The following is a 23,942-nucleotide window of genomic DNA, read 5'->3' as shown; positions in this document are numbered from 1 at the left end:
TCGTGACGTTAGAAAAGCACCTTTCAAGTCGTGTATCTGAAAGAGTTGATAACAACACAGTGAACATACTGCTCAACGGTGAATCACGTCAAGTTCATCAAAACAGTTCACTCTATACCTTAGTGAAACAAGAGAAACTGATAGATAGAGGCGTCGTTATCGCTATAAATAACCAAATTATTCCACATCATCAATGGGAGCAGAAATTGATGGTTGAGGGTGACAATATATCCATTTTCCAAGCAATTGCTGGAGGTTAACAATGTTAAGAGTTGCAGATAAAACCTTCCATTCCAGGCTTTTTACTGGTACAGGAAAATTTGGTTGCAGCAAACTTATGGCCGATGCTATTGAAGCTAGTGGCTCTGAACTGACGACTTTGGCACTAAAGCGAGTTGATATTCATGCGCCACATGACGATATTATCTCGCCATTGAACGAGTTGGGTGTCCAACTATTACCAAACACCTCCGGTGCAAAAAATGCGCAAGATGCCGTTTTTGCTGCTGAGTTAGCAAGAGAAGCTCTTGGTACAAATTGGGTTAAACTTGAGATTCACCCAGACCCGAAGTATTTGATGCCCGATCCTATTGAAACCCTTAAAGCAGCCGAGAAATTGGTTGAGAAAGGTTTTGTAGTTTTGCCTTATTGTCATAGTGACCCAGTTTTGTGTAAACGCCTAGAAGAAGTTGGTTGTGCTGCGGTAATGCCTCTTGGGGCCCCCATAGGAACAAATAAAGGGCTAGTGAGCCGAGAGTTTCTACAGATAATTATAGAGCAGTCTCGAGTGCCAGTGATCATTGATGCTGGATTAGGTGCACCTTCCCACGCCGCCAGTGCGATGGAAATAGGGGCAGATGCAGTTTTGATCAATACAGCGATTGCAATCTCTCCCGAACCTATAAAAATGGCAAGAGCTTTTAAATTAGCGGTTGAGTCTGGAAGAATGGCGTACTTGGCTGGATTAGCATCAAGTGCACATCATGCGGTAGCATCGAGTCCACTGACTTCGTTCCTAGATGATGTGCCTAATCAGCATCCGGAGGTAATTAAATGAGCTTTGTTGAGCATCTCAATCAATTGGATTGGTATGATATCACGCTGTCGATCAACGCTAAGACCTATCGAGATGTAGAACGTGCGCTTGCTAAACCATACTGCGACTTAGAGGATTTTAAAGCACTTATTTCACCGGCAGCTGAGCCGTATGTTGAACGAATGGCGCAACGCTCTTTTACTCTGACTCGAAATAGATTTGGTAATACGATTTCTCTTTTTATTCCGCTTTATCTTTCCAATCTTTGTGCGAATGTTTGCACTTATTGCGGTTTTTCTATGGAAAATAGGCTTAAACGCAAGACACTCAATATTGCTGAATTGAATGCCGAGCTCGATGCGATAAAGAAGATGAAGTTTGATAGCATTCTATTGGTGAGTGGAGAACATGATACTAAAGTCGGTATTGATTACTTTAAGCAAGTATTACCTGTAGTTAAAAGTAAATTCAGTTATGTGGCAATGGAAGTGCAACCTCTATTAACTGAGGAATACGCAGAACTGGTTAACCTCGGGTTGGATGCTGTTATGGTATATCAAGAAACTTATCATCGAACCACTTATGCGCGGCACCATTTAAGAGGGAAAAAGTCGGATTTCGACTTTCGTCTGCAAACTCCAGAAAGACTAGCTCAAGCAGGTATTGATAAAATTGGCTTAGGAGCACTGATCGGTTTAGAGGATTGGCGTACTGATTGCTTCCATGTCGCAATGCATCTCGAGTATTTAGAAAAACATTTTTGGCGCAGCCGCTATTCAATCTCTCTACCTCGACTTAGGCCATGCAAAGGGGGGTTACAGCCAAAATCAATTATGTCTGATAAACAATTAGTGCAATTGATTTGTGCTTATCGCTTGTTTAACCCTCAGGTTGAATTATCACTTTCAACACGAGAGTCTGAACGATTTCGAGACAACGCTTTACCCCTTGGCATTACCTCAATTTCTGCAGCGTCTAAAACTCAGCCAGGAGGCTACGCCTCGGATTTTGTTGAGTTAGAGCAATTTGAAATAAGTGACGAGAGGAGTGCAGCTAATATAGAGGCAGTAATCCGTAATCGAGGCCTAGACCCTATGTGGAAAGATTGGTCTTCTGTATATTCAGGTATTCATTATTAAACGAGTGTTTCACGTGAAACAATGTTCCACGTGAAACACTTAAATTTAAACCATACGTTAGTAATAATTAGCGAAAGATAGCTTTAGTTGTTTTGTATAACCAAGGTTTAACATCATCGCTCACTTCAAGATTCAGGTCATCCCATACTCTTTGATGATAGCTATTAAGCCAACCTAATTCTTCATCTGTCAAAAGGTTGAAATCGATATTGCGGACATCGATCGGACATCGAGTTAACGATTCGAAAGTGAGAACGTCAAAATCCCCATTCGTCGGCTGTTTTACCACTAGCTCTAGATTCTCGATACGAATGCCAAAGCCATCAGTACGGTAGTAACCAGGCTCATTGGACAAAACCATTCCTTCTGTTAGTGGAACATCAATTTGTCGTTTTGAGATACTCGCTGGTCCTTCATGTACATTGAGAAAATGTCCGACACCGTGGCCTGTTCCGTGATCATAGTCGTAGCCTTCTGACCACAAGTATTGTCTTGCTAAAGTATCGATTTGGTAACCTTTTGTGCCTGTGGGAAAACGAGCACGTGAAACGGCGATATGTCCTTTCAAAGCGAGGGTAAATTGCTTGATCATTTCATCGCTCGGTATGCCGATAGCGACCGTTCTGGTAATGTCTGTTGTACCATCAAGATATTGACCTCCCGAGTCTACGAGATAGAGAGAGTTCATCTCTAGTTGGCCGGGTGCAGGTTGATTTTCATGGTTGTAATGACACATGGCTGCATTACTTCCCGCCGCAGAGATGGTATCAAAGCTCAGATCTACTAGCTTGGGGTCTTTTTGTCTAAATGAAAGTAGTTTATCTGCTAACGTCGCCTCATCATGGAGGCGACCCTGCTGAACTTCATTGTCTAACCAACATAAAAATGAACTCATCGCGACACCATCGCGGATATGACACGCTTTCATTCCCATAATTTCGGTAGCGTTTTTACTGGCTTTTGGCATTAAACACGGATCGTCACTATTAATTACCTGTGCACCAATATTTTGTAAAACCAACTTATTCCAAGCATTTGATGTATTTGGATCAACCAATACCACTGAACCAACGAGCTCTTCCAATCGGACACGGAGCATCTCTGGGGTATGAATGGAAACACCGTCTCCAACATGGCTTGAAAAATCTTTAGGCAGTCTCTTAGGATCAATAAAGAATTCTAGTGTGCCATTCGAATGAACAATAGCGTGGGAAAGTAAAACAGGAAGTCTAGAGACATCGAGGCCACGTATGTTTAAAAGCCAACAAATTGAGTCTAGGGCTGTAATAACGGCACTATTAGCACCTTTTCCCCGGACCAGATCCGCAATACGTTGTCGTTTGTTGGCGCTCTCTTCTCCGACACTATCAATTGGCATCAAACGTACGTCAGACATTTGTGGTGTGGGACGGTCATGCCAAAGAAGGTCAATAGGATTCGTTTCAAGAAGGCGTAAATTCAATTTACCATTAAGGCGGAGTTGCGCGTTTTCGACCCATGAGGCGCTGTGTACTTTAGGGTCTATCGCAATGTTGTCTCCTAAGTTCAAATGTGACACGAGCCAATCGAGAGGAGGTTCATCGATTAAATGACAATAAGTATAAAGTTCAGAAGGTACTTGTTTGGTGACTTGTACTGTATATCTGCCATCAACAAAGATAGCGGCTTTATGTTGGGTTACAATGGCTAAACCTGCTGATCCTGTAAAGCCTGTTAACCAATGCAAGCGTTCATTGTGCAATGGGATATATTCACCCAAGTATTCGTCTTCATGAGGAATTATCAGAGCATCAATGTTTTCTTTTTCTAGCCATTGTCTAATTGCGTTTAGACGTTGTTCCGTGGTTGTTAACATTAAAATTCGTCCTTTTTCATTTATATCAAACTACGATTTCGCCACCGATCATGTTGCAACTAAGCTACTCTTTTTGGTTTATACCTGCAAATTCTCTTAATGAAGTGGTTCTATTTTCGATAATTTTTCTCAACCAAACTAATGCAGGGTCTTTTTCTCTATCTTTATGCCAAAACAATGTGTATGCCATCGGTGGAAAATCAATCGGTAAGGGCACAACGACAAGATCTAATTGTACAGCGACCAGGCGTAAAAAATGCCTTGGTGCGGTAAAAACCAAATCTGTATAAGAACAGAGACTTGCGGCGCTGTTAAAGTCGGGAACAGTTATGGCTATGTCACGTTCCTCCGCAATATCCGCCAAACGATAATCGAGCAACCAGCGATCGTTTCCATCACATCTAACTTGAACGTGTCTCTGTGAGAGGTAATTTTTTAGATCCCATTCGCTAGATAATGAAGGATGGTCTCTTCGCATGAGACACATGTGTTGATCCCGATAGATCTCTTGTTCGCAAATATCATTGGGAGGCAACATAGTCAGTTTGGCATCGTTAATATCAATATCTTTACCCGTAATACCAAGATCAAGCTCGCCGCGCTGTAATAGATGGAATGTATCACTGTTCCAGGAATGCGTACTGATCGTGACGCCAGGCGCTCGGTTAAAAATTTCTGGTAAAAAATGCGGTAGTATCAGTGGATAAACACTTTCAACCGTGGCTATTTGATATCGATAGTCGCTGGTTATCGGATCAAAGCATTCTGGTTGGGTCAGTTGTTCTAATTGATTAATAAGCTTTTCTAGCTTTGGTTTTAAAAATAGAGCTTTAGGGGTAGGTTTTAGGCCGTAGGCATGGCGGATAAGTAGGGGGTCATCAAATTGAACTCTAAGTTTTGCCAAGTTTTTACTTACTGCGGACTGACTAAGGCATAAACGCTGTGCTGCACGAGTTACATTCTGCTCCTCAATTAAGATGCGCAGAGAAACCAGAAGGTTGAGATCAAGACGTGCAAGTTTTTCTATTTTCATTTTTCGTTTCAGGAATAGTTGTAATGACTATATGTCATTTTGAGGAATATCTATTCTAGATTAGTATTAACACGTTTTCACCATTTTAGGTCGCAAATATATCAGTATGAAAGGTCAAGCAGTTTCGTCAGGTAAAATTCAATTCATTTTGTTAGTTTTACTTGTTTTATTCAGTCCACTTGCAATTGATATATATTTGCCCGCATTGTCTTTGATCTCGGAAACGTTTCACGTGGAACAGTCATTAGCAAAGAGTACTATTTCTCTCTTTCTTTTTTCCATGGGTATAGGTCAGATATTTGCAGGACCTTTAGCAGATAAATATGGTCGTAGGGCTGTTGCGATAGCAGGGGTAGGCATCTATGCGATGAGTGCTTTATTGGCGTGGAGTGCTCAAAGCATGGAATTAATGTTGTTGTCTCGCTTAACTCAAGGCTTAGGAGCGTGTGCGACTTCTGTCGCTGCTTTCGCAACAGTTCGCGATCTATTTGGACCACAAAAAAGTGGTCGTATAATTAGCTACCTAAATGGAGCTATCTGCTTTATTCCAGCTCTTGCTCCTATCTTGGGCAGTTGGCTGACGCAGACTTTTGGTTGGAGAGCTAACTTCTGTTTTATGACCATCTTTGCTGTCTCTGTGTGGAGCTTTCTATGGCTCTACATGAAGGAAACGGCTCCTTGCTTATCGAAAGCGCCAGTGTTTAAATTCCAACGATATTGGGATGTTATTCGAAATCCTATGTTTCTATTCCATGCTATTTTGTGTCAAATGGCGATGGCCGTTGTCCTGGCCTACGTAACTTGTGCGCCTTTTGTTCTTATGGGTGACATGGGAATTTCGATGGGTAATTTTACTAATTGGTTTGCAATCAATGCGATAGTGAATATTCTAGCCTGCCTATTTGTGCCAAGACTGATGGATTGGTGTGGTGTACGCTTTGTACTGGTCTTAGGTGTGGTGACACTACTCGTCGCGGGCGTGATGTTGTTGGCGTTATACGACGGGACGACTCCGATTCGCTTTATGGTGCCGATCTTTGTTTCTTCAGTTGGTTTTGCTTCGATTTTAGGGGCAGCGGCAGGAAAAGCTTTAGAGCCGTTTGGTGATAAAGCCGGTACCGCAGCGGCTATGCTAGGCTTGCTGCAAATGAGTGGCTCTGGATTTCTTGTTTGGATGATGCAAAGCGTTATCATTGAGCCCCAGTTTCTTATCGCTACAATCATGTTCATGACAGGACCAGCGCTGTTCATCTTACTATCTAAAACTGGGCAGACGTGGTATTTACGGAGCCTACAGACTTAAAGACTTCTTGATAATAACTCAGAACGATGTATATTTGAGCTTCAAATAATGAGAAGCTGTGGATAGTTCACAACCATGTCAATGACAACCTACGAGATGGCTCGTGTTTTAGAGCAATTGGATGAATCTCCAGAAAAGATAATGTTTGGCAAGTTACTCAATGAGCTAGGTAATCAGAGTGCCGAGCGTATACAAAGTGCAGCCAAGCAGGTTCCTGTCCCGGTACTTCGTGATATGGTCTATCAGTTTCAGCAAGTGATAGAATCGCGTAAAGATGAACAGGTAGAGAACTTAGCTAAGCAGATTGCAGACCAAGGCATTTCTGTTGATGAGCTGAAATCTTATCTCTCCTCCAAATAAGTTTGCCCCCCCTTTTTTTGAAGTGCGAACGTGACCGGCTACGGGTTAACATTGCGTTTTATAGGATTTTGCAATGAGATCAATGTCTCCGTCGATTGCACTTCATCTATTGCCTGGAGCTTATCTATTAATACGTGCTGTAGTTCTTCTATTGAACGGCACATAAGCTTAACAAAAATATTGTAAGCTCCGGTTGTGTAGTAAGCCTCTACCACTTCATCAAGTGCATTGAGCTTTTCTAGTGCAGAGTGATAGTCCCGCGCTGCATTGAGGTTGATTCCAATAAAACAACAAACGTCATAACCGAGCTTTTTAGTGTCAACGATGACTTCTGTTCGTCGGATAATTGATGCAGATTTCATTTTTTCTATTCTGACATGAATGGTGGCAGGACTAACGGCAAACAGTTTTGCCATTTCCGCATAGGGCGTCCTTGCGTCTTCCATGAGCGTCTTTAAGATGGCTTTATCGAGCTCATCTAGCTTGGGTATTTGAGTGTGCATCGGGCAAGTTCCTAATTTATCAGGTAAATGATTTTTCTATTTGTTATGATTATCAGTGATATAATGGTGGATATTTAATCATAATAAAGAGATGGTTGTCGTGCGATTTTGCTGCTTGCTGTTCGGCCTTATTGTCACTCTATCAGTCAGGGCCACCGAGCAAGAGGTGTTGGTAATACACTCTTACCATCAAGGATTTTTCTGGACTGACGATTTTCAATTTGGTTTCTCCCAAGAGATTGAGGATACGAACATTTCTACAAGAGTGTTGTATCTAGATACAAAGCGTTTCCAAGATAAAGCATACTTTGAACAGTTGATCCAGCTCTACAAAACTCGGTTTTTACAAGAACAGTATAGGGCGATCGTCGTCAGCGATAATAATGCATTAATGCTTATGAATCACCTATCGGATGTGGTTGGGACCACTCCGATAATTTTTGGTGGTATTAACGATTATCAACCTTATTTACACGATCGTATAAATGCAACAGGTGTGATTGAAGAGCACGATATAAAAGGAAATATAGCGCTTATAGAACGATTACAACCTTCGGTTGAATCAATCTATATGATCAGTGATCATTCGAATTCAGGTGCAGCAGTGCGTTCGCAGGTTGGGCGTTTTCTGGTCGATAATCCTGAATATCAAAATAAACTGGTTTCGTTTATTCCTAATGATATCAACCAACTTATTGAATTTCTTGAAGGGCTGAATCAAAAGTCTAGTGTTTTATTTTGGCTCTATACCAGAGACCGTCAAGGACTTTTGGTCGGCAAACACCAAGACTGGGTACGGATAAACCAAGTGACAAAAGCCCCCTTATATATTGTGCATGATCTCGGTTTAGGTTACGGAACTGTGGGGGGAGTTATTTATAGCGGCCGGCAGCATGGTCAACAGACAGCGAGAGTATTACTCGAGGTTTTAAATAACCCAAGAGACTCTTTACCCAGTGTTGAAAAAGGTTTGCCAGAGCTTAAACTGGATTATCAAGCGATAATGAAATGGGGGTTGGGTATCGAAGAGGAACTCTCATCCTTTATTTTTAATCGACCTTTGCCCTTTTCTCAGCGATATGAAAGAGAATTAAAATTGGCCACCAGTTTGGCTACTTTTTTTACCGTGGTTATCCTAATTCTGTTTTATTATCTTAATCGGATTAGGAAAAGTGAACTTCTTAACCGAGAAAGCCAAACACTGCTTGAATTAGTATTTGATCAAAGTTACCAATTTATTGGCGTGCTTAATCATCAGGGGTGCGTGGTTTCAACCAACAGAAAACTTAATGATTTGATCTATTCTCAGCATGTGAATCCAGAACTTCCTTTGTGGGAGCACCCCAACTGGGATGATTCATTTGCACAACATCTAAGACACTTTCTCAGTCGTGATACCGACGAGATTGCCTATCAATTTGAAGCAGAATTTTGGCACGCCGAGCAAGGCGCTCTGGTACTCGAAATAAGTCTTAAAAACTTTTATTTACTTAATCATCACCGTCAGTGTCTATTAGAAGCACGTGATATCACCTCAAGAAAGATCACAGAGGAGCGTTTGTATCAACGAGAGGCAAACCTCAGCCATTACTACGATAAGCAGCCAGTTATGATGGTCACACTCGATGATCGTGATCGTATTCAACAAGTAAATCAGTTTGCAGAGCAGTTACTTGGTTATCGGCTAGATAGCATTCTCGGTCATAAATTGAATCAATTTTATGTTCAAGAGGATACGCTTTTGCCCCGCCAAGTATTGCTTCAACCCAGTGGTTCAATGACTGGCGTTTGGCGCAGAGAAGTGGAATATCGTCACTCAGATGGGCATATTTTATGGATACGTGAAAACATAAAGCCTTTGATAGAAACCGGTCATCTACTGATTGTCGGTGAGGATATCACAGAGACAAAACATCTGTCCGAGCAATTACAGTATCAGGCACAGCATGACGTACTTACGGGTACGTATGGGCGCAACTACTTTGAAAAGTTACTTGATGAGGCGTTAAAAGAAGTGGCAGCTTGTACTCGAGTTCATGCGATGCTGTATTTGGATCTTGATCAATTGAAGATACTTAATGACACGGCGGGACATGAAGCTGGAGATGCAGCGATCGTTTTTTGTTCTGATCTCCTTTATCAAGTGCTTCCCAAAAGTGCCACATTAGCACGTATGGGAGGAGATGAGTTTGCGATCCTCCTGAAAGACTGCTCTGCTCCGGACGCCAAAAAGATTGCGAACTTAATTATCGACTCACTCGGTCAAACTCCTTTTGTTTGGCAAGGTATTCAATGCCACCTCCGTTGCTCCATAGGGATAAGATTGATTGATCATACCGCAGACTCTCCACAAATGGTGCATGCACAGGCTGATACGGCTTGCCAAGTGGCGAAAGACGAGGGTAGAGGGCGTTTTAGTCTATATTGCTATGGTGATAGAGAACTTAGGCGCCGAGAAGAGCAGATGGAAAGTGTGGCGCTGGTTAATAACGCCATCGCAAACCAAAGAGTTGAACTATTCGCTCAACGCATTCAATCTCTATCCACAAAGGGCGATGGGCTCTACTTTGAGATATTGGCTCGACTTAGAAATGCACAAGGAGAATACCTTTCTCCGAGCATATTTATGCCAGCGACGGAGCGTTACAATATCGCACATTTACTAGATAAAGAGGTGGTAAACAAGGCAGTAAACTGGCTAGAAGCTCATGCGGCCTTAGTAGAGAAACTAACACTGTGCTCAATTAACTTATCTGGCCATTCGATTGGTAACCAACAGTTTATTGAATTTCTGGTTGATAAGCTGACGCATACCTCGATACCGTGCGAAAAAATCTGCTTTGAAGTTACAGAGACAGCAGCGATCAGCAATAGCGATAGAGCACATCAACTATTTCAAAGACTAAGAGCACTTGGGTGCTCGTTTGCCTTGGATGATTTTGGTTCAGGTTTGTCTTCGTTTGGCTATCTCAAAACCCTACCCGTTGATATCGTTAAAATTGATGGTATTTTTGTTCGGGATATGGATACCAATGACGTTGACCAATTAATGGTACGTTCGATCCACAAACTTGCAAAGCAGATGGGTAAAAAGACTGTCGCTGAATTTGTCGAAAACAGGCAAGTCATGGACATACTCTCTGAGATTGGTGTTGATTATGCTCAGGGGTATGCAATAGGCAGGCCTAAACCTTTGGTCGAATTAGAAACTGAGTGCGATTATGGCTAGAGTTACAGCCTTTCTATACAGTACACTACCAAGAGTTTATTTTATAGGGTATCGGGGTTCCACGTGCAATTAAAACTTCTGTGTGAAGACAAGACGCGTAACGATTATTTTCTTGCCATGATGGAGCGTTGGGGGCTGATCAATGATAACACTGGCCAGTTTGCTTTGGTTCTCACTTCAGAACGCCTAGAGCTACGCAAATTAGATGAAAGTAAACTTGGTGCGATATATGTTGACTTGACTGGGGGTAGCGTCGCACATAGGCGCAAATTCGGTGGGGGAAAAGGGCAAGCCATCGCCAAAGCGGTTGGTTTGAAAAATGGTGTTATTCCGTCTGTGTTGGACGCAACAGCTGGACTGGGTCGAGATGCCTTCGTTTTGGCGTCGCTGGGTTGTAAAGTCCAAATGATAGAGCGTCATCCTGTCGTAGCAGCACTACTTGAAGATGGAATCCATCGGGCAAGACAAGATGATGAGATTGGCGTTTGGGTTTCCGAGCGCATGACATTACTTCATGCTTCAAGTCACGATGCTCTCGAACGTTTACAACAAGACCCAAAGTTTGTGAATCCTGATGTGGTCTACCTTGACCCCATGTATCCACATCCAGCCAAAAAGAAAACTGCGCAAATAAAAAAAGAAATGCGAGTGTTTCAGACCTTAGTCGGCCCCGATCTTGATGCAGATGAGTTGTTTGGGCCCGCATTTGCAATGGCCGAAAAAAGGGTAGTGGTAAAACGCCCAGATTATGCGAATTGGCTCGGTGAAAAGGAGCCCACAATGGCAATTGAAACAAAAAAAAATCGCTTTGATGTCTATGTCAAACAAGCAATGAGCTAAACAAGGATTTTACTTGCCAAAGCTCGATAAAACAGTATACCTTAGTAAGAATTATTCGTATTTCCACTTGGGTAACTGTGTGTCAAAAAGCTTATGTAAAATGAGTCGTAAGCAGGTTGCTGAAAATATCGATGAGCTCGGTAGTTCGGTTTCGTCGGCCAAGTATATTTGCCGCGCTTGCTCGCGCGTTGCAAATGAGAAGGGTAGATTGTGTAAAGCGCAGACTATTTCTAACTGCTCTGGAGCGGCGATGTCGGGCACTGTGAAACCTGATTTAAAATTAGCAACAGCAAATTCATCGGGTTTAACAAAGCAATCTGAATCGGTACAAAAGGCCGTGACTTTAGCCAAAGAAAAACGTCGTAACATCGAGCAAGGTGCTCAATCGACCAGTGAAGTCCGTCATACCTTAAAGAGTATGAAAAAAGAGTGTAAGCGGCTGAAAAAAGAGATAAAGCTTCATAAGAAGTTGTTGAAACTGAGTAAAAAACACCGCAAGCTCGCTAAAAAACGCACGTCATTGACACCGGTGTGTTCGACTAGGAGTACACACCAACAGAAAGAAGTAGACCTTCATTAAAAGAAAAAGGCCACATTGTGTGGCCTTTTTCAATATCAAGCAGTGCGAGCTTGCTGCACTTTACGCTTGACCCAGGTTTCATTAATCCACAGTGACAACAAAATAATCACACCTCCGAGCGCCAGTTTGGTCAAGTCAGCGTCTCGATTCCAAATCACGATATTAACGACTAAACCTGCCGGGATAAGCGCATTGTTCATCACCGCTAGGGCACCTGCATTGACAAGAGTCGCACCTTTATTCCAAGCAAAATATCCTATCCCAGAGGCAAATAGACCGAGATAGGTTAAGACGCCCCATTGGGTTGTGGTCGTTGGTAGCTTATCAGTATTGCCAAACATCAGAAAAGCAATCGTGGCAATACAAAGCGCACCCAGATAAAAGTAGCCAAACACAGTGTGTTGAGGTAGCTCTACTTGATATTTTTCCATTAAGTATTTGTAGCCAACTTGTCCGATAGCAAAGCACAGGTTAGCGCCTTGAACGACAAAGAAGCCAGTGATGAAATCTTGGTTGATACCCGAATATTTGATTACAACAGCACCTGATACAGCAATGATGGCCGTTACCAGATACCAAGGAGAAAACTGTCCTTTAAGGAAATCATAAATTAACGTGACGTAAATCGGGGTAAATACGGTAAAAAGCAACACTTCAGGTACAGAAAGAAGCAGGAATGAATGGTAGTAAAAGCAATACATTAAACCTAACTGGCAGCCTCCCACCATCATAAGTTTAACGATTAACCCTTTGTCTACCGAGCGAAACTTAATAAAAGGCAGGAAGATCAAGCTAGCCAATGCAACACGCATTAGAACAGAGAACCAAGAGTCGACTTGACCAGCTAAATAGACACCTATTAGGCTAAACGAAAAAGACCACAATATGGTGACCGCGATTAAATACCCCATAACTAAGACTCATTATCAAAAACATGACGCCAGTTTATACTAATAGCGCTCAATTATCAGTCTTTGAGTGGTATAACCAACATGTCAATTGGTGAACAATTCATCAGTTGTCGTGTCGAGGAGAGAAACTTACTCCAAAAATCTTGATGATGACCGCATACTACCAGGTCGATGTTGAACTCCTTGATAGTATCAACCAGTTCGTTACTCAAATCACCGCTACCAATCAGGATATACTTGATCGGGTAGTCTGCTTTATCCGCGAGTGCTTGTAATTGCTTTTGTGACGCCTCTAGTGCCTGATGTTGAGTTTCCGCCAGATTGATATCAATGAGACCTGTATACAACTCGGCATAATTGACGTCAATATGCACAAATGAGACATCGGCGCCTAGGGGTTTCGCCAAGGCAACGGCTTTTTGTACAATTTGTTGGCTGTCTTCGGATAAGTCGATGGCAGCTAAAATGTGTTGATAACTCATGATGCTATATCCTCGTCTAAATCTTGCTTAAGATTAGCACTTTACGTCTAATAATTGTGTTGAAGTGATCTCAGATCCACATTTGCCATACAAAATGCTATGTTATTGGCAACGGTTCGGTTTTAATTATTTACATTAGGAGAATGTCATGCTTTCAAAAGCTATGGTTGAACAGCTGAATGAGCAAATAAATCTCGAATTCTTTTCATCCAATCTATACTTACAAATGAGTGCTTGGTGTGAAGACAAAGGGTTCGAAGGTGCGGCTGAATTTTTGCGCGTACATGCTGCAGAAGAGATGGGCCATATGCAGAGATTATTCACTTATGTGAGTGAGACAGGGGCCTTACCCATTTTGGGAGCAATTGAAGCGCCGCAACACGATTTTAATAGCCTTGGTGATGTTTTCCGTGAAACTTATGAACACGAACAAATGATCACCAGTAAGATAAATAAGCTTGCACATGTTGCCTTCACTTCTCAAGACTACTCTACGTTTAACTTCTTACAGTGGTACGTCGCAGAGCAGCATGAAGAAGAAAAACTATTTAAAGGGATTTTGGATAAGCTAGAACTAGTTGGTGAGGACGGTAAAGCGCTGTTTTTTATCGACAAAGACTTAGCAATGTTGGCAAAAGAAGGTTCATCTTCAATCATGGATGCTCCCGCCGAATAATCTTCGGCAAAAGACGCCCCAGCAATGAGACCGTCTTTTTCTCTCAGCGTTCTAGAAGATGTGAGGAGGATAAGATGGTCTATTCAGATACGGTTCTTTTTGCGTTAATGATGGTGACGCTCGTCAATATGGCGCGTTATTTCACCGCACTGCGCTCACTCATTTACATCATGCGAGAAGCGCATCCTCTTCTTTATCAGCAAGTTGATGGTAATGGCTTTTTTACCACGCATGGTAATATGACCAAGCAGGTTAGACTTTTCCATTACATCAAAAGCCGCGAATATCACCATCATCATGATGAAGTCTTTACTGGGAAATGTGAACGAGTTCGTGAACTTTTTATTTTATCGACGTCATTGCTGGGTGTCACTCTACTCGCGGCGCTCATTTTATAGTTTGGTTGGCAAGCGGTTTAAATACCGCTAGAATGTTGGCCGATTGAGCAAAGGATGTGCATTATGCGCATCCTTTTTTATTGGTTTGAGTAGTTGTTGATGACAGAAAAGTTCGATGTAGTAATTGTGGGTGCAGGTGCGGCTGGTCTTATGTGCGCTGCAGAGGCAGGTAAACGTGGACGTAGCGTTTTGCTCCTCGAGCATGGGAAAAAGCCAGGACGTAAAATACTGATAGCTGGAGGTGGCCGCTGCAACTTTACTAACTATGATGTGACAGCGAATAATTTTTTATGCCAGAACCCGCATTTTGTTAAATCGGCACTGTCTCAATACACGCAATGGGATTTCATATCTTTGGTGAGTAACCATGCGATTGAGTTTGAAGAGCGTGACCATGGGCAACTGTTTTGTGCTGGTGAGCATAACTCTAAAGATATTGTGAAAATGCTTCTTGCTGAGTGTGATATGCCCACAGTAACGCAGCGCTATCAACAAAATGTGACTGAGGTCACTCAAACGCAACAGGGGTTTATTCTGAGGGCCAACCAAGGAGACATTGAGTGTCAATCCTTGGTGATTGCCACCGGAGGCCTGTCTATGCCAAAGCTTGGCGCGACGCCATTTGGCTATAAGGTGGCTGAGCAGTTTGGCTTGAACGTGGTTCCAACCAGTGCGGCATTAGTTCCTTTCACCTTACACAAAGAGGATAAAGAGGCGTTTGCTGAGCTTTCTGGGGTTGCTGTTCCATCGGAGCTAACCGCATTAGATGGCACAGTCTTTAAAGAAGCGATGCTTTTTACCCATCGTGGTCTCTCTGGGCCATCTGTGCTGCAAATTTCTTCATTTTGGAAACCAGGTCAGCCAGTTTCGGCCAATTTGGTTCCAGATGTTGATATAGAGAGCTTACTTGAACAATCGCGTGATAAGCACCCCAATCAAAGTTTGAAAAATACCTTGGCAAAAGTGCTACCAAAACGCTTAATTGAGGTTTTAATAGAGCGCAATGAGCTAACCGATAAACCTCTAAGACAGCTCAACCATAAAGAGCCACAAGAGATTGCACACTATTTACAACATTGGCGCGTGACGCCCAATGGTACTGAAGGCTATCGAACGGCAGAGGTGACGTCAGGCGGCGTTGACACTGAACATATTTCATCAAAAACCATGCAGTGCAAAGATATTGCTGGTTTGTATTTTATTGGTGAGGTGGTGGATGTTACAGGCTGGCTAGGCGGCTATAATTTTCAGTGGTGTTGGAGCTCAGGATTTGTTGCCGGTCAATGGGTGTAAAGCTGTGCAAAGGACGATTATCTCATGACGTAGCAGTAAAAGGGGAAGGTATGCTTATGATACCTCCCTTTATCAGTGATTCTTAACGTCGCGAGTTTCCCTAATGACTCTTAGCTAAGGTCTCCTCGTGCTCGTTAATCAAAGCAAACTCTTCCTCGGCACTTTCAGAAACCAAATGATGGCGACTGTATAAACCGTAGTAACCTATTCCAATGATATACAAGCCAGTTGTTAGCCAAAATGCCGTAGGATCAAAGGCATACACACCGGTTAAAGCCAGCAACGACAAAGTCAGGCACAATGTTGAAGTCATAATGCCTCCGGGAGTTTTATAAGGGCGATGGAGCTTGGGTAAACGAAGGCGTAATATGATATGGCTGAGGGACATCAGTGCGTAAGAGATGGTTGCGCCCACCACGGCCATTGCCAGCATGAGATCGCCTTGACCAGATAGTGAGGCTAAAAAGCCCATTACGCCGGGAACGATAAGCGCTCGACCGGGAGTTTTATTTCTATTGGTTACGGATAAGCTCTTGGGGAGGTAGCCTGCACGGGACAGCGCAAATACTAGTCGGCTGTAGCCATAGATAATAGAGAAAAAAGAAGCAATTAATCCACTGAGACCGAGTAAATTGACTAGGGTTGCAGTGGTATGATGCCCAGTGATATTTAACGCATCGACGAGTGGAACCGTACTTTTACCTATCAAGTCGCTGCCTGCGGCTCCTGCGAGTAAGAAAATCACTAATAGGGCGGTCATTAATAAGACCGACATAGCGGCGATAATACCACGTGGGACATCTTTGGTTGGATCTTTGGCCTCTTCTGCCGCTAAAGGAACGCCTTCAACCGCCAAAAATAGCCACATTGCAAAGGGTAAAGCAGCCCAAACTCCGTGCCAACCAAAAGGGAGTAACGGATCTGAGGTTTCTGAAATGTCGAATAAATTGTGCCACTCAAAGTGACTGGCAAGCGTTACCGAGGTGAGAAAGATGGCGACCAAAGCCAAACTACTAATAACCAGCATGACTTTGAGTGCTTCACCAACCCCTTTTAAATGAATCGCGATAAAAGTGAAATAAAAAAGTGCATAGACGAGGGGGCCATCAATACCGATAAGAGCATTAATGGCAGAACCGATAAAAATGACGATCGCCGCGGGTGCAAGCGCGTATTCTATTAAGATAGATAAGCCGGTAATAAATCCTCCTGTGGGTCCCATGGCTTGTCTGGCAAAACTATACCCACCCCCTGCTGTTGGGATAGCAGAGGACATTTCTGCCAGGCAGAGAACCAAGCAAAAATACATGCTGGCCATCGCTACAGTGGCGATAACAAATCCTCCCCAGCCAGCTTGAGCTAGTCCAAAGTTCCAGCCCGCAAAGTCACCCGATATAACGTAAGAAATGCCAAGGCCGGCGAGGAGCACCCATCCTGCGGCTCCACGTTTCAATTGCCGCCTAGACATGTAGTTTGTATTTTGAGACATCTTTCATCCTTGATTTTGTCTGTGGGTTAAGAAATTGTTTTGCCCCAAACAGGGCTCAGCACTGCTCAATTGTTCTGTCAGTACCGAGTGGTCTTTTAGTTCTACTCCTGAGAGTTGCTTGTGTCTGGCTTGCTTGGCTAAATATAAGGCTTTATGGCACGCGTCGTCGTAGCTCATGCCTTGCTGACGAATATTGGATATGCAGTTTCTTTGTCCATCTTGGGTACCGCGCCTTGGCGCCCATGTCAGATATAGCCCCATGCTGTCTGGAGAACTGAGTCCAGGTCTCTCACCAATAATGACAAGAACCATGTTGGCTTTTAACGCTTGCCCTATGTCATCACCAGCAGCGACTCGCCCTTGCTTGATAATGGTAATGGGTGAACATGACCAAGCGTAATCATCGTTTTTTAGGGCAATACTTAAGCGCTGAATGAATGGAATGGCATGCTTTTGAACGGCAACGGAGGAGAGGCCATCAGCGATGACCAACGATAGATCAAAGTCAACGCACGTGGAAATTGCATACTGAGTCAGCAAGGCTTGGTCTTTTCGACATAATTTCCGGCCTAAATCTGGGCGCTGCAGATAGGTGAAGCGATCGTGAGACTGGCTATGTGTGACAAAAGGTGGGTGCAAAAAAGTGCTGCTGATGATTGGACAATCTTGCAGCTCTGACACTAGGGTATTGGTATCGAGCTGGCAGTGCACCGCGTCGATGGCTTTGGCGTGATCAAGTTGAAAAGCCAACATCTCATGGGTAGGGATACTGGTTCCACTCCGTCCAATGGCGATTCGAGCACTGGTGAGCGCGCGAAGTTGTTGCCAAGGACTATCAATCACAACAGACTTTGACTGCATGGTTCTACTTGTCTTAGTCATGACTCACCTCGTTGGTGATATTGCTGAGTGCCTTAGACCAGCGCGAGTCAATGTTTGGGCTGAGGTGAAATTTCTCAAGGTCCTCAAAGATATTCATGGTGTTAAGCCAGGCTTCAAATTCAGGGGCAGGTTTTAGTCCTAGTGCTTTGCGTGCATAGAGCGCGTCATGGTAAGAAGTGGTCTGATAATTGAGCATGACATCGTCTGAGCCTGGAATACCCATGATAAATGAACACTCGGCTACGCCTAGTAAGGTCAACAAAGTATCCATATCATTTTGGTCAGCATAGGCATGGTTGGTGTAACAAATATCGCATCCCATTGGAAGCCCGAGTAGCTTGGCGCAAAAGTGATCTTCAAGTCCGGCTCGGATGATTTGTTTTCCATCAAATAAATATTCTGGACCAATGAAGCCCACCACAGTGTTGACTAGTAGTGGGTCAAATTGCTTGGCTACGGCGTAAGCCCTCGCTTCGCAGGTCTGTTGGTCAACGTTATGAAACGCATTGGCTGAGAGTGCCGAACCTTGGCCTGTCTCAAAATACATCACATTTTGTCCAACCGTTCCACGTTTGAGAGATAGGGCTGCTTGCTTTGCTTCTTCAAGCATTGACAGGTTGATACCAAAACCTTGATTGGTTCCCTCAGTCCCACCAATTGACTGAAAAACAAGATCGACCGGTGCGCCCATCTCAATCGCTTGAATAGTATTAGTGACGTGAGTTAGTACACAAGATTGTGTCGGGATCTGATAATTTTGAATGATATCATCGAGCATCTTGAGTAAATGAGTGCATTGGGCCAAGTTATCTGTGGCTGGGTTAATGCCGATAACAGCATCACCGCTGCCATACATCAGACCATCAAAAATACTGGCAGCAATACCATTAAAATCATCAGTGGGGTGGTTGGGTTGAAGGCGAGTCGAGAGCCTACCTGACAAACCTATGGTGTTTCTAAATGCTGAGGTTACTTGGCATTTTTTTGCAATCAAGATTAAATCTTGGTTGCGCATTAGTTTGCTAGTTGCTGCCACCATTTCAGGCGTTAAACCTGAACGTATTGCGATGATATGTGCAGGTTCTGTGGTGTCACTGAGCAGCCAGTTGCGAAAATCTCCCACGGTCAGGTGGGCAATGGCAGAAAAAGCTTTTATGTCGTGACTATCTATGATCAAGCGAGTGATTTCGTCTTTCTCGTAGGGGATCACAGCTTCCTTGATAAAGGTCGTTAGTGGTAAATCGGCGAGAGTCATCTGGGCCACAACTCTCTCTGTTGCTGACTCAGCGCCAATACCAGCTAGAACATCACCAGAGCGTTCTGGGGTGGCTTTGGCAAGTAAATCTGCCAATGACCGAAAGTGGTAGACTCGACTTCCTTGTTGTCGACGAAATGATATGGTCATCCTTGTATCCCGATCCACGGTTGATTATCTACTGTATCTTAGAGTCGGGTTTATTTGTATAACTTATTGAAAATAATATAATTGTCAGTTTTTCGATGTGATTTTTATAGGAAAAATTACTCTTGTGCGAGCTTAGTATCTGTGAGTGACTTGAAAAGGATGACAGGGATGGTGTGAGAGTCTTACTTTTGAGCTAATAATAATTGAATCAATAGTACTACACTTAGTTGTATAAGGTAGAATCAAGACAGGAGCATACGGCTATGGGGCAGCAAGGATTAATTTCTCGAATCAATGAACTACCACGAATTGAAAGTGTGCTCCAAGAGCTACTGGAAATGGTCAATCGTGACGCTGTTGATTTTGATGAGTTGGCCAAGAAAATGGCGATGGATCAGGTCTTACTTGCTCGGGTTCTTCGCTTAGCAAATTCTGCCCAATTTGGGAGCGTAAAAGGGATCTCTAATATTCACGAAGCAGTCATTAGGGTGGGTGTTAGCCCTCTGCGCAATCTGATATCTTCTTCCATCGTCGCCGGAAGTTTCCCCAAAATAGACACATTAGATCTCAAAGAGTATTGGTCAAATTGTTTCGAGATTGCCATGATTGCCAGTGCGATTGCGAAAGACGTCGATATAGACCCTAATGAAGCCTTTACCAGTGGGGTTCTGCATAACATCGGTGAACTAATGATCCACACACTAGAGCCTGAAATCGCTTTGGAAATTCAACGCCGAGCTGACAATGGTGAGGGGATTGCTAAAGTACAAAAAGAGCTACTTGATGTTGATGCCCAGGCGCTTGGTGCGGCTTTAGCAGAAACTTGGAAGTTTCCGAATCGACTGGTTGACGCTATCGCACACGTGAATTGCCCGAGTAAGGCCGTTAACTCCAAACACCTAGCTTGCCTTCTATATCTCGCTAGAGATATTCATTTACACTGGGATGAAATAGAGGGAGATGAAGGAAAACAAACTTTTCTTGCGCAAAGCAAACCTGCCCAAGCCCTGAATCTTCCCTCTGATGCAGCTGCAGAGGTCGATAAAGTAAGAGGGCAAGGCAGAGAGCTGGCGGCCGAGTTAGCTTAGTTAAGGGTTAAGAGGGCTCTGATAAGTCATGCGAATTTCGATCTGAACGCTTCATTTGCTGTATGACCAAACCCACAATGATAAAGATCAGGCCGGCCACTGTGGCTGCATGTATGGGCTCACCGATGATATTGGAGAGTAAAATGAGAGACAAAAATGGAGAGATAAAAATCAAATTACTGATCCGCGCCGTATTCTGAGTTAGTCTCAGTGCGCCAAGCCATAATACGAAAGTAATACCCATCTCAAATAACCCCACATAGGTAACGGCGAGCCAGCCGCTCAGACTTATTTTCGACCAGTTTTCATCTTCAAAGATGACTAATCCCCATGCAAAGGGCAAAGCTACCATGAAACCAAGCAGCACAGTGACAATGGGATCGGCGGTATTTTTGGTATTCAAAATCCAATAGCCGGCCCAAAGCAGTGTCGAGAACAGCGCTAAACTCACGCCCAGTGGGCTGTCAAATTTAAGACCAATAATGTCGCCTTGGGTTGCGATGACAATGACTCCAAGGTAGCTAATGCTGCAGGCAATCCAGTCCTGTTTACGTATCTTTTGGCCTAAGAAGACAGCAGCCATCAATGTTAAGGTGATGGCCCAACTGTAGTTAATTGACTGGGCTTGTGATGCAGGGAGAAGGTCATACGCTTTGAATAGGATAAGGTAGTAGGCGAGCGGGTTGATAAGCCCCAATAAAAGGTAGTAATAAGGCTTTGAGATAAAGGTTCGAATGATTTGCTGTCCTTTTTTCTGTATCAGACACAGGGTAAGCAAAACCCCCGCAGAAACCATAATGGCCACAGCTAGCATCTGGATTGGGGAAAACTCTTGTAAAGTTAATTTAAATGCGGTGGCAACAGTTGACCATAAAAGGACAGCACATAGGCCTAAACCTAATGCACGACGCTCATTCATTACATACCTCCAAGCCAAGTTTGGCGAGAAAAAGTGAAGACGAAAAATGCGAGAAAAAGTGGTTAATCTGGACATTTATCCAGTAGTAAAATACCATTAAATGTATCTCATATTAAATATTTAACTCCTTATTATGCAATGGATTCTTGACAGTCAAAGCGCTTTATTAAGCGGAATTATGGGCTCGCTGATCGGTGCAGGTGTTATTGGCTGGTGGGTTAAACAAAGAATGTTGCTGAGTAATCAGCTTTTGAAACAGCAACTAGAGTCCACTCAACAATTATCACAGACTCAGATCACTCATTTACAGCAACAATTGAGTGATGCGCAGCAGCAACTTGATGAGCTTGATGATGAACGAGATAAATCTGCTTATGAACTTAAGCAAGCTCATGGCAAATTAATGGCCGTAGTTGAGAAGTTACGCCACTTGGAGTCGATTAAACAGGAGCGCCAGCAGTTTGCTGATGAGCTAGAGGTTATTCGCGAACAAAAGTTTCAACTCGAAGCACAACTGCTTGAGCAAACCGCACGTCGTGAACAAGAAGAAAAAGCCAGCCAAGAGAAACTACAGTTACTTGAGCAAGCTGAGGAACGTCTTAAGCAGCAGTTTGAGCATCTCGCTAATCAAATGCTGGAGACAAAAACGGCGAAGGTTGATCAACATAACCGTCAGAGTCTCGATGGTTTGCTGTCTCCACTCAAAGAGCAGCTAGAAGGGTTTAAAAAGCAAGTTAATGATTGCTTTAATCAGGAAGCCAAAGAGCGTCATACATTAGTCCACGAAATAAAAAGTTTACAAAAACTGAATGAGCAGATGACTCAAGAAGCGCTGAATCTCACTCAAGCGCTTAAAGGAGATAATAAGCAGCAGGGCAATTGGGGAGAAGTTGTCTTGGCACGGGTTCTTGCAGAATCTGGGCTTCGGGAAGGACATGAATATCAAACCCAAGTGAGTTTACAAAACGACGCTGGTAAGCGTTTTCAGCCAGATGTGATTGTTTACTTACCGCAAGACAAACAGGTTGTTGTCGATTCAAAAATGGCGCTGGTGGCGTATGAACGTTTTTTTAATGCCGACACTGACTTGCAACGTGAAAAAGCACTAAGTGAACACTTACTATCAATAAGGAATCATATAAAACAACTATCTCAGAAAGATTATCATCAGCTCAAGGGGATAGAGAGCCTTGACTATGTTTTAATGTTTATTCCCGTTGAGCCTGCTTTCCAAGTGGCTATTCAGGCAGATCCGAGCTTGGTGAAAGATGCGATGGAGCAAAATATTATTTTGGTTAGCCCAACCACTTTACTGGTTGCCTTACGTACCATTGATAACTTATGGCGAAATGAACGTCAAAATCAAAACGCACAGGTCATCGCTGAGCGTGCCAGCAAACTATACGACAAATTGCGTTTATTTGTTGATGATATGGAAGGGCTCGGCGGGGCTTTGGACAAAGCCAATCAAAATTATCAAGGCGCGATGAATAAATTGGTGTCTGGGCGTGGTAATGCCATTCGTCAAGCCGAGAGCTTTAAGCAACTAGGGGTTGATATCAAGAAATCGATTTCTGACAAGGTTTTGCAAAGTGTTTCGTCTCAACCTGATCAAACCTATTCTATCGATAAAAATGATGCCGAGGTTGAAAGACATCCGGATACGGATAAAGTAAACTAGCAGGCAACAGTGCTCAAGTCGTATCAATTTAACGCACTGATTAAAGAGGAACCACAATGACGGATAAAAGCGAGCAATCAACAACAGCGGTCGAAGCAAACGAAACCACGCACTTTGGCTTCCACACCGTTGCTAAAGAAGAAAAAGTGGCTAAGGTTGCGGAGGTGTTCCACTCTGTTGCTGCTAAATACGACATTATGAATGATTTGATGTCTGTTGGTATTCACAGATTGTGGAAACGCTTTACCATCGATTGTAGTGGGGTTCGCTCTGGACAAAAGGTGCTGGACCTTGGTGGTGGTACGGGCGATCTTACTGCCAAATTTTCTCGCATAGTAGGTGAAAAAGGCCATGTCATTCTGGCCGACATCAATAACTCTATGCTCAATGTTGGGCGCGATAAGCTACGTGATACAGGGATTGTCGGTAACGTCCACTATGTTCAGGCGAACGCTGAAGAACTGCCGTTTCCTGATGACTATTTTGACGCAATTACCATTAGCTTTTGCCTGCGTAATGTGACCGATAAAGACAAAGCATTGCGTTCTATGTTTCGTGTATTAAAGCCCGGTGGAAGACTGCTGGTTTTAGAATTTTCCAAACCTGTCTTTGAGCCACTTTCAAAGGTATACGATGCGTACTCTTTTCATCTTTTACCCAAAATGGGACAACTTGTTGCTAATGATGCTGAAAGCTATCGCTATCTTGCCGAATCGATTCGTATGCATCCTGATCAGGAAACTTTAAAGACTATGATGGAAAGTGCAGGCTTTGAGCAAACCAGTTATCATAACTTGACGGGTGGTATTGTAGCACTCCATCGTGGGTTTAAATTTTAAA

At 43.3% G+C, this 23,942-nt stretch carries 23 protein-coding genes; 14 read left to right on the top strand and 9 right to left on the bottom strand.

Going from position 1 to position 23,942, the window contains the following annotated elements; all coding sequences use genetic code 11:
- Positions 1-2: 2 nt before the first annotated feature.
- Genes thiS through thiH form a run of 3 tightly spaced genes read left to right on the top strand, consistent with a single transcriptional unit; the run spans position 3 to position 2,175 of the window.
- Positions 3-260, top strand: a complete 258-nt coding sequence (thiS, locus tag RH40_RS07055; protein ID WP_009600743.1) for a sulfur carrier protein ThiS — start codon at positions 3-5, stop codon at positions 258-260.
- 2 nt (positions 261-262) lie between these two features.
- Positions 263-1,057, top strand: coding sequence for a thiazole synthase (locus RH40_RS07050; RefSeq protein WP_009600742.1), 795 nt, complete (start codon positions 263-265; stop codon positions 1,055-1,057).
- The gene (thiH, locus tag RH40_RS07045; protein WP_009600741.1) at positions 1,054-2,175 is read left to right on the top strand and encodes a 2-iminoacetate synthase ThiH; all 1,122 of its coding nucleotides are present in this window, start codon (positions 1,054-1,056) and stop codon (positions 2,173-2,175) included. The genes RH40_RS07050 and thiH overlap by 4 nt, the downstream gene beginning before the upstream one ends.
- A 67-nt stretch (positions 2,176-2,242) precedes the next feature.
- Here the strand turns inward: thiH and RH40_RS07040 are convergent, their stop codons facing one another.
- Together RH40_RS07040 and RH40_RS07035 are read right to left on the bottom strand one after the other, a co-directional pair.
- Positions 2,243-4,030, bottom strand: a complete 1,788-nt coding sequence (locus RH40_RS07040; RefSeq protein WP_009600740.1) for an aminopeptidase P family protein — start codon at positions 4,028-4,030, stop codon at positions 2,243-2,245.
- A gap of 64 nt (positions 4,031-4,094) precedes the next feature.
- Positions 4,095-5,063, bottom strand: coding sequence for a LysR family transcriptional regulator (locus RH40_RS07035; RefSeq protein WP_009600739.1), 969 nt, complete (start codon positions 5,061-5,063; stop codon positions 4,095-4,097).
- Between the two features lie 106 nt (positions 5,064-5,169).
- Here RH40_RS07035 and RH40_RS07030 point away from each other — a divergent pair, with 106 nt between their 5' ends.
- Both RH40_RS07030 and tsrA read left to right on the top strand, forming a co-directional pair.
- Complete coding sequence (locus RH40_RS07030) at positions 5,170-6,366, top strand: multidrug effflux MFS transporter (RefSeq protein ID WP_009600738.1); 1,197 nt, start codon at positions 5,170-5,172, stop codon at positions 6,364-6,366.
- 75 nt (positions 6,367-6,441) lie between these two features.
- A complete protein-coding gene (gene tsrA, locus RH40_RS07025; protein WP_009600737.1) occupies positions 6,442-6,726 on the top strand; it encodes an H-NS-like global regulator TsrA in 285 nt (94 codons plus the stop codon).
- A gap of 38 nt (positions 6,727-6,764) precedes the next feature.
- Here tsrA and asnC read toward each other — a convergent pair whose 3' ends face one another.
- On the bottom strand, positions 6,765-7,229 hold the full coding sequence (gene asnC, locus RH40_RS07020; RefSeq protein ID WP_009600736.1) for a transcriptional regulator AsnC: 465 nt from the start codon (positions 7,227-7,229) through the stop codon (positions 6,765-6,767).
- Between the two features lie 100 nt (positions 7,230-7,329).
- Between asnC and RH40_RS07015 the strand changes: the two genes are divergently transcribed.
- From RH40_RS07015 to RH40_RS07005, 3 genes are all read left to right on the top strand, one after another.
- On the top strand, positions 7,330-10,458 hold the full coding sequence (locus RH40_RS07015) for an ABC transporter substrate binding protein (protein WP_009600735.1): 3,129 nt from the start codon (positions 7,330-7,332) through the stop codon (positions 10,456-10,458).
- 63 nt (positions 10,459-10,521) lie between these two features.
- Positions 10,522-11,298 (top strand): class I SAM-dependent methyltransferase, encoded by a 777-nt coding sequence (locus RH40_RS07010; RefSeq protein ID WP_009600734.1) that lies wholly within the window; start codon positions 10,522-10,524, stop codon positions 11,296-11,298.
- 100 nt (positions 11,299-11,398) lie between these two features.
- Positions 11,399-11,878, top strand: coding sequence for a hypothetical protein (locus tag RH40_RS07005; RefSeq protein WP_009600733.1), 480 nt, complete (start codon positions 11,399-11,401; stop codon positions 11,876-11,878).
- A gap of 35 nt (positions 11,879-11,913) precedes the next feature.
- Here the strand turns inward: RH40_RS07005 and RH40_RS07000 are convergent, their stop codons facing one another.
- A complete protein-coding gene (locus RH40_RS07000) occupies positions 11,914-12,789 on the bottom strand; it encodes a carboxylate/amino acid/amine transporter (protein ID WP_009600732.1) in 876 nt (291 codons plus the stop codon).
- Positions 12,790-12,845: 56 nt separating this feature from the next.
- Complete coding sequence (locus RH40_RS06995) at positions 12,846-13,271, bottom strand: universal stress protein (RefSeq protein ID WP_009600731.1); 426 nt, start codon at positions 13,269-13,271, stop codon at positions 12,846-12,848.
- A 148-nt stretch (positions 13,272-13,419) separates the two neighbouring features.
- On the opposite strand from RH40_RS06995, the gene ftnA reads away from it, so the two are divergent.
- The 3 genes from ftnA to RH40_RS06980 all read left to right on the top strand — a co-directional run bounded on the left by ftnA (position 13,420) and on the right by RH40_RS06980 (position 15,638).
- On the top strand, positions 13,420-13,947 hold the full coding sequence (ftnA, locus tag RH40_RS06990; RefSeq protein WP_009600730.1) for a non-heme ferritin: 528 nt from the start codon (positions 13,420-13,422) through the stop codon (positions 13,945-13,947).
- A 74-nt stretch (positions 13,948-14,021) separates the two neighbouring features.
- A complete protein-coding gene (gene uspB, locus RH40_RS06985; protein ID WP_009600729.1) occupies positions 14,022-14,345 on the top strand; it encodes a universal stress protein UspB in 324 nt (107 codons plus the stop codon).
- Positions 14,346-14,444: 99 nt separating this feature from the next.
- Complete coding sequence (locus RH40_RS06980; RefSeq protein ID WP_009600728.1) at positions 14,445-15,638, top strand: BaiN/RdsA family NAD(P)/FAD-dependent oxidoreductase; 1,194 nt, start codon at positions 14,445-14,447, stop codon at positions 15,636-15,638.
- Positions 15,639-15,738: 100 nt separating this feature from the next.
- On the opposite strand, the gene eat is transcribed toward RH40_RS06980, so the two are convergent.
- The 3 genes from eat to RH40_RS06965 are packed head-to-tail and all read right to left on the bottom strand — an operon-like array spanning position 15,739 to position 19,414.
- Positions 15,739-17,127, bottom strand: a complete 1,389-nt coding sequence (gene eat / locus RH40_RS06975) for an ethanolamine permease (protein WP_009600727.1) — start codon at positions 17,125-17,127, stop codon at positions 15,739-15,741.
- A gap of 3 nt (positions 17,128-17,130) precedes the next feature.
- Positions 17,131-18,009 (bottom strand): ethanolamine ammonia-lyase subunit EutC, encoded by an 879-nt coding sequence (gene eutC, locus RH40_RS06970; protein WP_009600726.1) that lies wholly within the window; start codon positions 18,007-18,009, stop codon positions 17,131-17,133.
- Entirely contained in the window at positions 18,002-19,414 is a 1,413-nt protein-coding gene (locus RH40_RS06965) for an ethanolamine ammonia-lyase subunit EutB (RefSeq protein WP_009600725.1), read from the bottom strand. Before RH40_RS06965 ends, eutC begins: the two co-directional genes overlap by 8 nt.
- Positions 19,415-19,677: 263 nt before the next feature.
- Between RH40_RS06965 and RH40_RS06960 the strand changes: the two genes are divergently transcribed.
- Positions 19,678-20,502, top strand: coding sequence for an HDOD domain-containing protein (locus RH40_RS06960; RefSeq protein WP_009600724.1), 825 nt, complete (start codon positions 19,678-19,680; stop codon positions 20,500-20,502).
- A gap of 7 nt (positions 20,503-20,509) precedes the next feature.
- Here RH40_RS06960 and RH40_RS06955 read toward each other — a convergent pair whose 3' ends face one another.
- A complete protein-coding gene (locus RH40_RS06955) occupies positions 20,510-21,421 on the bottom strand; it encodes a DMT family transporter (RefSeq protein WP_009600723.1) in 912 nt (303 codons plus the stop codon).
- A 133-nt stretch (positions 21,422-21,554) separates the two neighbouring features.
- On the opposite strand from RH40_RS06955, the gene rmuC reads away from it, so the two are divergent.
- The gene (gene rmuC / locus RH40_RS06950) at positions 21,555-23,102 is read left to right on the top strand and encodes a DNA recombination protein RmuC (RefSeq protein ID WP_009600722.1); all 1,548 of its coding nucleotides are present in this window, start codon (positions 21,555-21,557) and stop codon (positions 23,100-23,102) included.
- A gap of 56 nt (positions 23,103-23,158) precedes the next feature.
- Positions 23,159-23,941, top strand: a complete 783-nt coding sequence (gene ubiE / locus RH40_RS06945; RefSeq protein WP_009600720.1) for a bifunctional demethylmenaquinone methyltransferase/2-methoxy-6-polyprenyl-1,4-benzoquinol methylase UbiE — start codon at positions 23,159-23,161, stop codon at positions 23,939-23,941.
- Position 23,942: the final 1 nt, after the last annotated feature.

This window comes from Vibrio caribbeanicus ATCC BAA-2122, assembly GCF_000165125.1.
Classification (GTDB): domain Bacteria; phylum Pseudomonadota; class Gammaproteobacteria; order Enterobacterales; family Vibrionaceae; genus Vibrio; species Vibrio caribbeanicus.
Note: the sequence above shows the minus strand (reverse complement) of the source record. Positions and strands in the feature narration are given on the sequence as shown.